The following is a 12,169-nucleotide window of genomic DNA, read 5'->3' as shown; positions in this document are numbered from 1 at the left end:
TTGGTATCAGAGCTATCAGATTTTTAGGGCTAATTGTGCATCTGCTGGGCAAACAAATTAGCCTGTAATTCAGAGCCGGCAATCGTTTTGACGATTTAGATAAAATTTTCAATGTGACACTTTAGGGTGCGGAATGTGGGTTGGAATATTCTGGCGGAAGATCGATCGCAAGCACTTGAAATCTGTTCTAACAATAGTTACACTTCTTTAGAATAGATACACTTTTCAAGGGATAATGTAGGTCGGCTAACTCTTGCACTTAACCGTCGAGATTGTTGGGCTTATATTTGACCCTGAATATAAAAAGCGTCTAAGTGGACACTAAATTGTCAATAGGAGGAGCGTAGTCAATGGGACTACCTTGGTATCGAGTACACACAGTCGTTCTCAACGACCCGGGCCGTTTAATTTCCGTTCACCTGATGCACACCGCACTGGTAGCGGGTTGGGCTGGCTCCATGGCCCTCTATGAGCTTGCTATTTTTGACCCCAGTGACCCCGTATTAAACCCGATGTGGCGGCAAGGAATGTTCGTGCTGCCCTTCATGGCCCGTTTAGGTGTCACCGGTTCTTGGGGTGGCTGGAGCGTCACCGGCGAAACTGGTGTTGACCCCGGTTTCTGGTCTTTTGAAGGCGTTGCCGCCGCTCATATCGTTTTATCCGGTCTGCTATTCCTAGCGGCGGTTTGGCACTGGGTTTTCTGGGATTTAGAATTATTCGTCGATCCCCGCACGGGCGAATCTGCCCTCGATTTGCCGAAAATGTTCGGTATTCACCTGTTCTTATCCGGTTTACTTTGCTTTGGTTTCGGTGCTTTCCATCAAACAGGCCTTTGGGGTCCCGGGATGTGGGTTTCCGATGCCTACGGTTTAACCGGTCATGTGCAGCCCGTAGCTCCCGAATGGGGACCTGCTGGTTTTAACCCCTTTAACCCCGGGGGTGTGGTAGCTCACCACATTGCTGCGGGTATCGTCGGGATTATCGCCGGTTTATTCCATTTAACCGTTCGTCCCCCCGAAAGACTCTATAAAGCCCTGAGAATGGGTAATATCGAAACGGTGCTTTCTAGCAGTATCGCCGCCGTTTTCTTTGCGGCTTTCGTCGTGGCTGGAACCATGTGGTACGGTAATGCTACCACGCCGATCGAACTCTTTGGCCCGACCCGTTACCAATGGGATAAGGGCTATTTCCAAGAAGAAATTGAGCGTCGCGTCGAGGCCAGCATCGCCAATGGGGCCACCATCGCCGAAGCTTACCAAGCAATCCCCGAAAAACTGGCTTTCTATGATTATGTCGGTAATAGCCCCGCTAAAGGTGGTTTATTCCGTACTGGTGCCATGGATAGCGGTGACGGTATCGCTAAATCTTGGTTAGGACACCCTGTGTTCAAAGATGGCGAAGGTCGCGTCCTGAGCGTGCGTCGGATGCCTAACTTCTTTGAAACCTTCCCCGTTGTCCTGACTGACTCGGAAGGTATCGTTCGCGCTGATATTCCTTTCCGTCGTGCGGAATCGAAACTGAGTATCGAACAAAGTGGTGTTACCGTTTCTTTCTACGGTGGCGCTCTCGATGGTCAGGTCTTCAGCGATCCTGCTGATGTGAAGAAATTTGCCCGTAAAGCGCAACTCGGTGAAGCTTTCGAGTTTGACACCGAAACCCTGAAGTCTGACGGGGTATTCCGCACTTCTCCGAGGGGTTGGTTTACTTTCGGTCATGCTGTCTTTGCTTTACTATTCTTCTTCGGTCACATCTGGCACGGTTCTCGTACCATCTACCGCGACGTATTCGCCGGGGTCGATCCGGATCTGGAAGAACAAGTGGAATTCGGTTTATTCCAAAAATTGGGTGATCTTAGCACTCGTAAACAAGAAGTTTAGTTTTAGCTAAATCATCTATATAACTAAAGGAGTCAAGTCTTTGACTCCTTTTTTTTGTTGATTATTAGTTCTCCTGCAAACGTGAGACTAAATCCTGTTTAAAAGGTATAGGAAAGTGGGGTGTAGGGTGTGGGTTTTTAAAGTTCGATCGAGCTTTACTTTAAACCGAATAGTGAAAAAACCGCTAGTTATTTCTATAACTAACGGTTTTTTGCCCGGGGAAATTACCCGTATATGGAATTACATAGAGGAACCTAAACCGGCGTAAGCTCCGTAGAAGAAAAGACCAACCACGGCGATAACGCCTAGACCGGCGATGGTGGCGACTAACCACAAAGGAATACGACCTTCTGCGAACATGAATAACACCTCCTAATTGCGATGAGAATAAATCGGGACTAATTAGTTAAAGAAATAGCTGGAAAATAAAATTCCCAAGACAGCAACTAGGAGTAAACCTAGGTAAAGAGAAGTACGATTTAACTCGACGGCTTGCCGATTCGGATTAGGTGTTCTTTCCATAATTGTTCTCCTAGCGTTGAATAAACTGCATTGCCGCAATTGCACCGATAAAGAAGACAGTGGGAACCGCTAAGGTATGAACTGCCAACCAGCGAACGGTGAAAATGGGGTAAGAAATGGGTTGATTGGGATTACCACTAGCCATTGTTTTTATCCTTAATTAAAGTAAACTACTGATTAAACTGCTCGATTTGATTTTTGGCCTCAAAGCGATCATTAATGATCGGTAATTCTTGACGCTCTTGAGTGTAATACTCATCGGGACGGGGAGTGCCAAAAACATCGTAAGCTAAACCGGTACTCACGAATAACCAACCTGCGATAAACAGCATGGGGATGGTGATGCTATGGATAATCCAGTAACGAATACTGGTAACGATATCGCCAAAAGGACGTTCGCCGGTACTACCTGACATGGACGGTTCTCCTCGGAATGATAGGACTTGAAAAATTCAATCTCTATAATAGAGACTTTCTTGACCCTGAGACAAGTTTTAGGCCGGTTCGCTCGGGGGATTATATTTCAGTAAAACCCCATTTTGTCCCAAGACAAAACCCTTGTCGGAATTGATAAAAACAATTCGATAGAGATTGGAGGGGACACTTTCCACGGCGCGATCTTTTTGCCAAGATTGGCCGTTGTCATCACTGACCAACAGATTGCCGCTACCACCAGCGACCCAAATTTCTTCGGGAGTGCGGTAGTTGAGGTCCAAAAGTCCCCAACTGGTGGAAAACTCGGGGAATACCTTATCTTCCCATGTATCGAGATCATTGGGGCTAGTAAATTGTAGTTGACCACCCCGGGCCAGGGCCCACAGTTCCCCATTTTCACCATAACCGACTTTTTGTAAGCGGCGGGAGGAAAGACGATTGTGGGGTTGCCATTCTGTTGACCCCGGTTCCCAGGTGGAATAAAAGTTACCGCGTGCGGAAACGGCCACGTATTTACCATCATGGGAACGAACAATTGTCCGGGCCACACCCACAGCACCTTCCACTAAAGCTTGCCAAGTTTTGCCCCCGTCTTTGGTGCGGTAGATAGCGCCTAAATCCGTGACCATTTCGGCGGTTTTGTCGTTAAGGGCGATAATTCCGTAGGGGGAACCGGGTAATTTTTCACTTAAGGGGATACGGGACCAGCTGCTGCCCCCGTCTTCGCTATGGAGAAGAATTGAGGGTTTACCGACAATCCAACCCTCTTGGTCGTGGAAACTGACGGCGCTAAAGCTAACTTTTTCTTCGCCAAGGTTGAGGACTTTTTGCTGCCAGCTGTCCCCCCCATCGGTGGTTTCAAAGAGGGTAGATTTGGTTCCCACTAACCAACCGTGCTGCAGGTCGTCGGTAAAGGCGATATCGGCAAAAGTGGAGTCAGTGTCGAGGGTGAGGATTTGCCAAGGACTACTGCTCAGGGATGGCACACTACTACAGCTAAAGCAGAAAAAGGCTACAGCTAGAACTATTACGAATTGTTTCAGTTTTCTCATCAATGGTTCAGAGGTATTGGTCAAGGAATCGGGACGGATTAGGGTTTGTACCCGATGGGTTACAGGCTCATAAGAGCCGTTGGATTAAAGATAATGAGTGCTTGAGTTAGTTTAAACCATATAAACTAATAAAGAAAACAAATCCTAGCGCTAAAGCCCCGAAAATCAAAATATTTTTTTGTGACGGAGTCAGACGGTTAACTCCAAAACCATAGCTAAGATTTTCTTGGAATCCCGAAGGAGCATCTTTGGCTCCGATGTTGATAAATTGGGAACGACGCACACCACACACGGGACAGCGCCACGTTTCTGGCAATTCCTCGAAGGGGGTTCCAGCGGGAGTGTTGGTTTTACTATCTCCCTTGCTGGGGTCGTAAACGTAGCCGCAGGAGCGACATTCGTAGTTGGCAGGGGCCTGGTCGGCTAGGGTTAGTTCTGGTGGGCGATCGCTCATAACTAAGATTAAAGGAATTTTCAACACTCTGTTACAAATTATCCTTGAAAATTGACCCCTCTCACGGCCAACCCCTGACAGAATACCAAGTTTTCAAGTCTTAAAAGGATTAGCGAGGCAGCATATCGGCTTTAAAAAAAGTAAGATTAATCTATTAGGGCTTAAATGTCTATTAAAACTTTATTAAGTTGATATTTGGGCTATTTACCCTGATTTTGGTAGTCAAATTTATTCCGAGAAATTGAGAAATTTCAGGCAGGGAAGAAATTAGGGGTCTGATTTCTCACCTCTAACCGATTATTCTTGACCAAATTGACTAAATCCCCGGCTTAATTTCTTCTTAGAGGCGAGAGTGAAGCTAAATTACTTGTCTTCATATTGAATAAATTTAATCACTTTTAGCGATCGCTTTTATATTTTGGCATAAATGGGCTGCTTCCTCGCCGTTCCCGAAAACGAAAACTTCGCAGCTCACAATTAAGATAACTGCTATCAACCTTATATTATAGGTATATCATCAACCTTACCTATCCCTTAAAAAGAGAGTAAAAATTATGTTCAACCAGCTTGATTGGAATCCTGCCTATTCAATTGAAACCCTAGAACCAAATACGGTATTTTTTCTATCTGAGCGAGAATCAATCTGTTTTCAAGAGCCGCTTTATTATCGTTTAGTAAGATTAATCGATGGTCAACGTAATCTTGATGAAATTATTGATATTCTTCAGTTAGAACTGTTACAAAATCAAGAAATCAATCCTAGTAATACTAATTCGTTCGCAGTTATTATTAATTATAGTCTGGCAATTCAAAAAGCAATTTTTCAGTTATATAAACGAGGGTTTTTGTTAGAAAAAAAAGAATTATTACCGTCTAATTTAGCAATTTTATGCCATCATCTTCAGGTTTCTCAAGCCCAAGCTTTTGAACGATTACAATCTCTGAAGGTTACGGTTAAAACCCTAGGCTCAATTCCCCAGCAAGATTTGATCAATATTTTAAATTCCTTGCAAATTCAAGTCGCAGATGAAGGGGATTTAACCATTATTTTAACCGATAATTATCTTCATCCTGATTTAGATAGTATTAATCAACAAGCTTTAGTCTTGCAAAAACCGTGGTTATTAGTTAATCCCCTGGGAAATCTAGCCTGGATTGGTCCCTTATTTGATCCCGATAAAACTGGTTGTTGGCATTGTTTGGCTCAACGATTACGAGATAATCGTCCCGTGGAGGAATTTATCATTAGACAGAGAGACAATAAGATTTCTTTAATTTCTCCTTTAGGGTTTTCTTCAGCGACAATACAGACGGTTTTAAATCTGACGGCTATGGAGGTTTTTAAGTGGATTATTCAAGGTAAAAATCAACGTTTAGAAGGAATGCTAATGACTTATGATACTTTAAATTTACAATTTCAAGAGCATATTTTAGTTAAACGTCCGAACTGTCCTAGTTGTGGATATTCTCTAAATAAAACACCTTTACCCGTGGTTTTGGGACATCGTAAAAAGGCTTTTACCAGTGATGGGGGACATCGTTTTTGTTCTCCTGAAGAAACCTTAAGAACCTATCAACATCATATCGGTCCTATTACGGGAATTGTGCGAGAATTAAATAAGATACAAGGGAATGCTTTAGTTCATACTTATGTAGCTAAACATCATTTTCGTAGTGTCTTTGATGATTTAGACAGTTTACGGCAAAATATTGGAGGTAGAAGTGCGGGAAAAGGCCGTACAGATAGTCAAGCAAAAGCAAGTGGATTTTGTGAAGCTATTGAGCGCTATTCGGGAGTTTTTCAAGGGAATGAAATCAGAGAAAAAGCGAGTTATCAAGAGTTAGGAGATAAAGCTATTCATCCTAACAAATGTATGAATTTTAGTGAAAAACAATATCAACATCGAGAAGAATGGAATGCGAAGAATCAAGGATGGTTTCAAAAAGTTCCTGAACCTTTTGATGAAACTAGAATCATTGATTGGACTCCTGTATGGTCTTTAACTGCTCAAGATTTTAAGTATTTACCGACAGGATATTGTTATTATGGTTATCATCAATCTGAACCCTTAGATTGTTGGGCAGATTCTAATGGCTGCGCCGCAGGAAATACGATAGAAGAAGCGATTTTACAAGGGTTTATGGAGTTAGTGGAACGAGATTGTGTGGCTTTATGGTGGTATAATCAATTAGTTAAACCTTCCGTTAATTTAGAGAGCTTTAATGAGCCATATTTTGAGCAATTAAAGCAATATTATGAGGGGTTAAATCGGGAGCTATGGGTGTTAGATATTACCAGTGATTTGAATATTCCCTGTTTTGCTGCTATTAGTCCGAGAAAGGAGCGGGAAGTGGAGGACATTTTGTTAGGGTATGGGGCGCATTTTGACCCGAAAATTGCTATTAGTCGAGCGTTAACAGAGGTTAATCAAATCTTACCCAATGTGTTATCTTTTAAGGAAGATGGGACAACGATTTATCCTCCCTCTGCTGATCCTTTGGCGGTTAAATGGTGGCAAACGGCAAGGTTAAGCAATCAATCTTATTTAGTTCCCGATAGTAAAATAATACCCAAAAAAAGTCATAATTATTTACAATTAGCTAGTGATGATTTATTAGCGGATGTTAAATTGTGTCAGCGAATTGTTGAGTCAAAGGAGATGGAAATGTTAGTCTTAGATCAGACTCGTCCCGATATTGGTTTAAGGGTGGCTAAAGTCATTGTCCCCGGAATGCGTCATATGTGGAAGCGTTTAGGGGCAGGAAGATTGTATGATGTTCCTGTTAGCATGGGATGGTTAAAAGAGACTTTGACGGAAGATGAATTAAATCCTTTTCCCATGTGGATGTAACCCTTGTTCATGGTCAATTATTGATGATTTTAAGTTACTTGGTGAAGATTTCGAGTTTAACTTTCATTCCCGTTTTATCTAAAAGACTGAGTAATTTATCAACAGTAAAACGGCTAATTTCTCCATTCATTAAATCACTAATTTTCGGTTGTGTTTCCTCGAAAAAAGTGGCGGCTTCTTGCTGTGTCCATCTTTTTTCTTGGATAAAAGACCGCAAGGTTAACATCAAATCGGCTCTAATTTTTAAGTTAGTTGCTTCTTCACTGTTAAATCCTAAATCTTCAAAGATGTTATCGCTACCAAAAGTGATCTCAATAGGGTTAGATTGTGTCATGGTTATCCCTCCTGTAATTGTTGTCTAAATTGAATCATTTGTTGATAACGTTGTTGTCCCAATTCAATTTCTTTTTTCGAGGTTTTCTGTGTTTTTTTACCGAAAGCATGAAGGACATAAATCGCTTCTTTAAACCTTGCCACATAAAAGATTCTGTAGGTTTCTCCTGTCCAAATTCTAATTTCTTCTGTTCCTTGACCAATAATGGGAATGGGTTTAAAATCATTGGGTTTCTCTCCCTGTTGAATAGCTCTCAGTTGAAAACCTGCTTTACGCTTTGCGTCTTCAGGAAAATCTCTAATATCTTCCCTTGACGTCCCAATCCAGTAAATGGGTTTATCTCCCATGTTGGGGTTAATGATTAAGGTTGATACCTAATTTAGTATAATATGATCATCAGTTTGTCAATTGTTCGTTAGTTGACAAGCAAGATGATGATCATTTTAGTTTAACTGAATCTAAGTAAAGTGTATCAGGGCAAATATCTCGTTCATGAGGCCATAAGCAAAGTTATTCTGGACTTAAACGTACCTGTAGGGGCAAACCCCCTGTGGTTGACCCCGTGTTGCCCCTGTAGCGCACTAAGCAATACAAGCGCGTAAATCATTAAGAGTAATCATCAACGTCATCGGTTCAAGAGGAGACACATCAAAACCTAAAGCCAAATAAAAATTCTTAGCTTCTTCTGAAATAGCATGAACAATAATTCCCCGAATACCAATGGTATCAGCCGCTTTAACAACCCGTAGCGCACCATCACGAAATAAACCGCATCCTAAACCTTGACCTTGGGAAGAAGTATCTACTGCCAATCGTGCCAAAATTACCACTGGAATTGGGTTAGGCATATTCCGCCGAAATTTACCATTAGCTGATTGTATACTAATCGCCCCGGAAGCAAGGGCGTAATACCCAACTACCCTATTGTCAACGCAGGTAACAAAAGTTCTAGTTGCACCACTGGCTTGATTAGCATAAGCTCGACGCTTCAAGCAATCATCAAGAGAAGTAATTCCGCAGGAAAAATCAGTGATTGAGTGATAACTAGCCAGAGGTTCAGGTGGTGTCAAATTCATTCCTTCTCCCAAGGTGCGAGCGTCTGCATGGTTTTGCGTAAACGTTCATTAGGTTGAGGTGGTGCATCTAGAAGTGCGATAAATTCTGCATAAGCCTCTGGACTAGCCAAAAAAATAGTACGTTCGAGCAAAGTTTCCTCCGCAGCATTCCGCGCGGCTTCCAAAATAAAATCAGTTCTATTCTTACCTTGCACTTTGGCTGCCATATCGATCAAATTGCGTTCTTCTGGCTTAATTCGCAAATTTAGGGTATTACGCGGAGTCTTACTTTTTGTTTTACTACTCATAAGATGGGTGTGTAATTCCAAACTTAATTATTTTAACATAATGTAGTGACAACGACATTACACTATGTACGATACGATACCAGGATTTTTCAGAGAGATGAGCATCATTTGATGAAAGTCTAGGCTTCAAACCTTTCCATTATAACTGATAGGTAAAAGGTATGTCACCGAAGTAACACACCTTTATTAGTGTTGGGTTTCGTTGCTTCAACCCAATCGAGAAGAAGATATGATCGCACTAATTTCTTCTTGAATCTGTTCTTTCAATAGACCTCCTGCAAAAGTCTTAAGTCGATCCTTGTACAGCAACATTTTTGAAGATTATCAACTACTAATAAATAATTAACTGAAAGTCCCTCCCATTATTGTTTCTATCGTTTGTTTTCGGATTTATGCAAGAGGTCTAATGTCATTTCTATTTTTTCAAACGTTTTCAGCTTATCTGAGGGAGTATTCTGATATAGAATTTTAACTATGGCTTTGAGGTATTCTTAGATTTTTTTCGGTCAGCATCATTTAATCCGGTCATTGTCCTTACCTCTGTTCATCAATTTCTTCTTCCTTAATATCCTATCTTTAGTATTTTTGCAAAACTGAGATGCAGCCAATTACGCATCCCTGCTTATACCAACTTAACACTATAATTTAATGTCGTTCCTTTTACTTGGTATATACCTGTCAGACCATTAGGCTGATACTCTAAACATGGAGAGCCACTCTCTTGCTTTCCCAGAACTGCCTCAACATAAGGTGTTACCAATACAGCGGTAATAGGATCGATTCCGATTTCTTTTAAATCTGGACTTGTTCGAGTTTTATTAATCGGATAGTTACCACTATTCCAGCTTGTAATATTCCAGTTCCCGTAAATATCTTGCCATAGAATCGAGAAATTCATAACAAACCCTGCATTGTTAATACAAGCGATTTTTTGCACCTGAGTCATCAATAGTACTCCTTGAATTCATTGACAAACTATTTAGTAAGATGGGATATTTTGATATAAAGAAGGCGTTGCTTAGTCAAGGCATGACAAGGAATAAGTTTAAAAATCAAAAGTCTTACAGATTTCCTCTCTCCAATCCATTGTTGAGATTGACTCATTAAGCCTATCTATTAGCAACGCCGAAATTCTGATGTTTTTAGCTCATATTTACACTCCAAGTTCCGTTGTTATTATAAGTTACATTCGCTGTCGTGTAACCAGGTGTAAAGTCACACAAGGCAGCTTGTTGAGCCGATTGAGTAAAATTCATAACTGTCCCCGGTGTGTATGTACCAGTTGATACATAGAATGTTAGTATTGGCTGACAATCAATGATCACTTGCGGTTGTGCGTTAATAAAGTTAGAAAGAACAATTCCACCATTGACCATAACAGCTGACCCTGCGTTAAAGAAAGTCGGGGGTGAATTATACTGTGCTGTGTTGATACGGAAAGCACCCGGTTGGACATTCGAGTCATAGGTAGGAGGGGTTAACCCCAATGCTTTTGTTGATGAATCGTAGGTCATCGTTGTAGAGTTAGAAGCTTGACTTCCCGATGCAGTCAAATTAATAGCCTGAATAGATGATTGATAGCCAGAGGAACTCCCGATAGGTGGGGCTGCACTAGAGGCTTCTTGCACTGCCGCATAGTATTGTACATTGGATTGGAATGTTAATATTGTGCCAGATGAATTAAATGGCTTTAACAAACGCTGATATAGGCTATTGGAATATACTTGTTGACCACCAACATAGATTGCAGGTTTTTGGAAGAAGAAAAAGTTGTTGTTTTGAGCTGCATTGTTGGTTACATTGATCGTGAGTAGTGTGGACATAGAAGTCTCCTTTATTTTTAGATTGGTTATGATACTGTTGAGCTTTGTGTTTTCTACACAGGACAATTTCTGAACTGCTATTGGAAGGTTGCACTATCGAGATTTTTTGCTGTACTAAACAAAATATCTTGTCTTTTTTTGTGTGCATTACTGGCAATTCGCTACTTCTAATTCAGGTTTACCTGAGTTAGTTACTGGATTTTGGAAAATTTGGGTACTTTGAATTGCACCTCATGCAAAAGTCGCACGGCACGATTAAGCATCAACCATGCAATGGTTATGCCATTACCGAACTAACTTGAATAGTTTCATGTTGTTGTGGAACAGCAGCGTCATAGGTGATATCAACTGTTCTTGCACCGGTTATGGTAGCTAACGGATTAGTACAAGTAAATTGAATTGCACCACCTGCCAGACCTGTTAGGTTAACATTCATGGGTTGTGCCGTCATTAAATGAATATAAGTAGCATCATGTGCTGCGGCTTGAACCAATGTAATAGTTGTCATTAGCATTTTCTCCAGTTAACGAGATGTTTTGAGGCAAAATGCCTTGTCTTTTGGGTTAAAAGTGATTTGTTTAATCACCTTTGATACCAGAATAAGTTTTATTTGTGGTAATGGCAATCTCTAAAGTTAATACTTTTCTAATAGGTTTTTTTGAGTAGAATATTAACTTTTATATGAGATTTATATTAGATTTATATTAGATTTAAAGGGTCACTTTATAGTATGACTCCCTAATTCCTTAAGTAGAACTAATGAATTAATCTGGCGACTAAAATCATCAAAACCCTTTTAACCTCTGACTTGTAGCGGTTTTAGGGGATGAAAAGAAGGCAGCAAAAAAGCGATCGCAATTCTTGAAAACAGACAGCGATCGCCTTCTTCCTTGAATAAAGAGATGCTATGATTAGATGATGAGTATAACCTTCCAATTAGTTCTGGCTTTACTTTCCCGTGGGCAAGTCAAAATATCAGCCCATGGCTACGATGAACTAGCAAATGACGGTATTCTGGTAAGGGATGTGATAACGGGTATTAGAGAAGCTGTCATTCTCGAAGATTACCCGGAATATCCTAAAGGGCGTTGTGTGCTAGTCTTACAGAAAGATAGTCAGGGTAAACCCGTTCATGTGGTTTGGGGTATAGCCAAGAATACCGAATCGCCTGCTGTTCTAGTCACTGCCTATAGACCTGATCCAGCACGTTGGTCAAGTGATTTTACAAGGAGAAAACTATGACAAAAAAGCCTCACATTAAACTCATCCACATTGGAGAGTACATGGCTGAAGTGGAAGTCGAACTGATTGAGACTCCCGAAGGATGGTCGCCCTATTTATCATTAGAAGACGCTCAAAAATTAGATGATGTCCGGGAAGCCCTTCGTCAAGGTGATCTACAAAAAGCTTCCAATTTAGCACATCTTTACAAAATTACCCCTCTTACCGTTTAACTA

17 protein-coding genes are annotated in these 12,169 nt (G+C 41.2%); 4 read left to right on the top strand and 13 right to left on the bottom strand.

The annotated features are described in order from the left end of the window. Nucleotides 1-350: 350 nt before the first annotated feature. Complete coding sequence (psbB, locus tag IM509_RS15875) at nt 351-1,877, top strand: photosystem II chlorophyll-binding protein CP47 (RefSeq protein WP_002785360.1); 1,527 nt, start codon at nt 351-353, stop codon at nt 1,875-1,877. Nucleotides 1,878-2,117: 240 nt separating this feature from the next. Here psbB and IM509_RS15870 read toward each other — a convergent pair whose 3' ends face one another. The 6 genes from IM509_RS15870 to IM509_RS15845 form a co-directional block, all read right to left on the bottom strand. Continuing rightward, on the bottom strand, nt 2,118-2,237 hold the full coding sequence (locus IM509_RS15870; RefSeq protein WP_043995402.1) for a photosystem II reaction center protein J: 120 nt from the start codon (nt 2,235-2,237) through the stop codon (nt 2,118-2,120). Nucleotides 2,238-2,279: 42 nt separating this feature from the next. Continuing rightward, nucleotides 2,280-2,399, bottom strand: coding sequence for a photosystem II reaction center protein PsbL (gene psbL / locus IM509_RS15865; protein ID WP_002735805.1), 120 nt, complete (start codon nt 2,397-2,399; stop codon nt 2,280-2,282). A 10-nt stretch (nt 2,400-2,409) separates the two neighbouring features. Next, the gene (psbF, locus tag IM509_RS15860) at nt 2,410-2,544 is read right to left on the bottom strand and encodes a cytochrome b559 subunit beta (RefSeq protein ID WP_002736175.1); all 135 of its coding nucleotides are present in this window, start codon (nt 2,542-2,544) and stop codon (nt 2,410-2,412) included. Between the two features lie 25 nt (nt 2,545-2,569). Continuing rightward, nucleotides 2,570-2,815: a cytochrome b559 subunit alpha gene (gene psbE / locus IM509_RS15855; RefSeq protein WP_002749269.1), complete on the bottom strand. Its 246-nt coding sequence runs from the start codon at nt 2,813-2,815 to the stop codon at nt 2,570-2,572. A gap of 78 nt (nt 2,816-2,893) precedes the next feature. Further along, nucleotides 2,894-3,886 carry a photosynthesis system II assembly factor Ycf48 gene (locus IM509_RS15850; protein ID WP_052276782.1) on the bottom strand — a complete coding sequence of 331 codons (993 nt, stop codon included), beginning with the start codon at nt 3,884-3,886 and terminating at the stop codon, nt 2,894-2,896. Nucleotides 3,887-3,992: 106 nt separating this feature from the next. Beyond that, nucleotides 3,993-4,340 (bottom strand): rubredoxin, encoded by a 348-nt coding sequence (locus IM509_RS15845; protein WP_052278463.1) that lies wholly within the window; start codon nt 4,338-4,340, stop codon nt 3,993-3,995. A gap of 554 nt (nt 4,341-4,894) precedes the next feature. Between IM509_RS15845 and IM509_RS15840 the strand changes: the two genes are divergently transcribed. Further along, nucleotides 4,895-7,192, top strand: coding sequence for a TOMM precursor leader peptide-binding protein (locus IM509_RS15840; RefSeq protein WP_072924710.1), 2,298 nt, complete (start codon nt 4,895-4,897; stop codon nt 7,190-7,192). Nucleotides 7,193-7,226: 34 nt separating this feature from the next. Here the strand turns inward: IM509_RS15840 and IM509_RS15835 are convergent, their stop codons facing one another. From IM509_RS15835 to IM509_RS15805, 7 genes are all read right to left on the bottom strand, one after another. After that, nucleotides 7,227-7,526 carry a helix-turn-helix domain-containing protein gene (locus IM509_RS15835; RefSeq protein ID WP_012266232.1) on the bottom strand — a complete coding sequence of 100 codons (300 nt, stop codon included), beginning with the start codon at nt 7,524-7,526 and terminating at the stop codon, nt 7,227-7,229. A gap of 2 nt (nt 7,527-7,528) precedes the next feature. Next, nucleotides 7,529-7,873: a type II toxin-antitoxin system RelE/ParE family toxin gene (locus tag IM509_RS15830; RefSeq protein WP_002798095.1), complete on the bottom strand. Its 345-nt coding sequence runs from the start codon at nt 7,871-7,873 to the stop codon at nt 7,529-7,531. A gap of 234 nt (nt 7,874-8,107) precedes the next feature. Continuing rightward, on the bottom strand, nt 8,108-8,602 hold the full coding sequence (locus tag IM509_RS15825; protein WP_185236815.1) for a GNAT family N-acetyltransferase: 495 nt from the start codon (nt 8,600-8,602) through the stop codon (nt 8,108-8,110). Next, nucleotides 8,599-8,889 (bottom strand): type II toxin-antitoxin system TacA family antitoxin, encoded by a 291-nt coding sequence (locus IM509_RS15820; protein WP_002799472.1) that lies wholly within the window; start codon nt 8,887-8,889, stop codon nt 8,599-8,601. The genes IM509_RS15825 and IM509_RS15820 overlap by 4 nt, the downstream gene beginning before the upstream one ends. A gap of 622 nt (nt 8,890-9,511) precedes the next feature. After that, on the bottom strand, nt 9,512-9,835 hold the full coding sequence (locus tag IM509_RS15815) for a hypothetical protein (RefSeq protein WP_185236816.1): 324 nt from the start codon (nt 9,833-9,835) through the stop codon (nt 9,512-9,514). 196 nt (nt 9,836-10,031) lie between these two features. Continuing rightward, complete coding sequence (locus IM509_RS15810) at nt 10,032-10,712, bottom strand: hypothetical protein (protein ID WP_185236817.1); 681 nt, start codon at nt 10,710-10,712, stop codon at nt 10,032-10,034. Between the two features lie 277 nt (nt 10,713-10,989). Beyond that, nucleotides 10,990-11,220 (bottom strand): hypothetical protein, encoded by a 231-nt coding sequence (locus IM509_RS15805; protein WP_185236818.1) that lies wholly within the window; start codon nt 11,218-11,220, stop codon nt 10,990-10,992. A gap of 410 nt (nt 11,221-11,630) precedes the next feature. Between IM509_RS15805 and IM509_RS15800 the strand changes: the two genes are divergently transcribed. Both IM509_RS15800 and IM509_RS15795 read left to right on the top strand, forming a co-directional pair. Next, nucleotides 11,631-11,954 (top strand): DUF4258 domain-containing protein, encoded by a 324-nt coding sequence (locus IM509_RS15800; RefSeq protein ID WP_043996513.1) that lies wholly within the window; start codon nt 11,631-11,633, stop codon nt 11,952-11,954. Beyond that, entirely contained in the window at nt 11,951-12,166 is a 216-nt protein-coding gene (locus tag IM509_RS15795; RefSeq protein ID WP_002757627.1) for a hypothetical protein, read from the top strand. Before IM509_RS15800 ends, IM509_RS15795 begins: the two co-directional genes overlap by 4 nt. The last annotated feature ends 3 nt before the right edge of the window (nt 12,167-12,169 follow it).

Source organism: Microcystis sp. M31BS1 (genome assembly GCF_020245285.1).
GTDB lineage: Bacteria > Cyanobacteriota > Cyanobacteriia > Cyanobacteriales > Microcystaceae > Microcystis > Microcystis panniformis.
Note: the sequence above shows the minus strand (reverse complement) of the source record. Positions and strands in the feature narration are given on the sequence as shown.

Excerpts from the sequence above, each read along its gene's own strand:
- psbB (WP_002785360.1), top strand. The coding sequence starts at position 351 with ATGGGACTACCTTGGTATCGAGTACACACAGTCGTTCTCAACGACCCG.
- IM509_RS15870 (WP_043995402.1), bottom strand. The coding sequence starts at position 2,237 with ATGTTCGCAGAAGGTCGTATTCCTTTGTGGTTAGTCGCCACCATCGCC.
- psbL (WP_002735805.1), bottom strand. The coding sequence starts at position 2,399 with ATGGAAAGAACACCTAATCCGAATCGGCAAGCCGTCGAGTTAAATCGT.
- psbF (WP_002736175.1), bottom strand. The coding sequence starts at position 2,544 with ATGGCTAGTGGTAATCCCAATCAACCCATTTCTTACCCCATTTTCACC.
- psbE (WP_002749269.1), bottom strand. The coding sequence starts at position 2,815 with ATGTCAGGTAGTACCGGCGAACGTCCTTTTGGCGATATCGTTACCAGT.
- IM509_RS15850 (WP_052276782.1), bottom strand. The coding sequence starts at position 3,886 with ATGAGAAAACTGAAACAATTCGTAATAGTTCTAGCTGTAGCCTTTTTC.
- IM509_RS15845 (WP_052278463.1), bottom strand. The coding sequence starts at position 4,340 with ATGAGCGATCGCCCACCAGAACTAACCCTAGCCGACCAGGCCCCTGCC.
- IM509_RS15840 (WP_072924710.1), top strand. The coding sequence starts at position 4,895 with ATGTTCAACCAGCTTGATTGGAATCCTGCCTATTCAATTGAAACCCTA.
- IM509_RS15835 (WP_012266232.1), bottom strand. The coding sequence starts at position 7,526 with ATGACACAATCTAACCCTATTGAGATCACTTTTGGTAGCGATAACATC.
- IM509_RS15830 (WP_002798095.1), bottom strand. The coding sequence starts at position 7,873 with ATGGGAGATAAACCCATTTACTGGATTGGGACGTCAAGGGAAGATATT.
- IM509_RS15825 (WP_185236815.1), bottom strand. The coding sequence starts at position 8,602 with ATGAATTTGACACCACCTGAACCTCTGGCTAGTTATCACTCAATCACT.
- IM509_RS15820 (WP_002799472.1), bottom strand. The coding sequence starts at position 8,889 with ATGAGTAGTAAAACAAAAAGTAAGACTCCGCGTAATACCCTAAATTTG.
- IM509_RS15815 (WP_185236816.1), bottom strand. The coding sequence starts at position 9,835 with ATGACTCAGGTGCAAAAAATCGCTTGTATTAACAATGCAGGGTTTGTT.
- IM509_RS15810 (WP_185236817.1), bottom strand. The coding sequence starts at position 10,712 with ATGTCCACACTACTCACGATCAATGTAACCAACAATGCAGCTCAAAAC.
- IM509_RS15805 (WP_185236818.1), bottom strand. The coding sequence starts at position 11,220 with ATGACAACTATTACATTGGTTCAAGCCGCAGCACATGATGCTACTTAT.
- IM509_RS15800 (WP_043996513.1), top strand. The coding sequence starts at position 11,631 with ATGAGTATAACCTTCCAATTAGTTCTGGCTTTACTTTCCCGTGGGCAA.
- IM509_RS15795 (WP_002757627.1), top strand. The coding sequence starts at position 11,951 with ATGACAAAAAAGCCTCACATTAAACTCATCCACATTGGAGAGTACATG.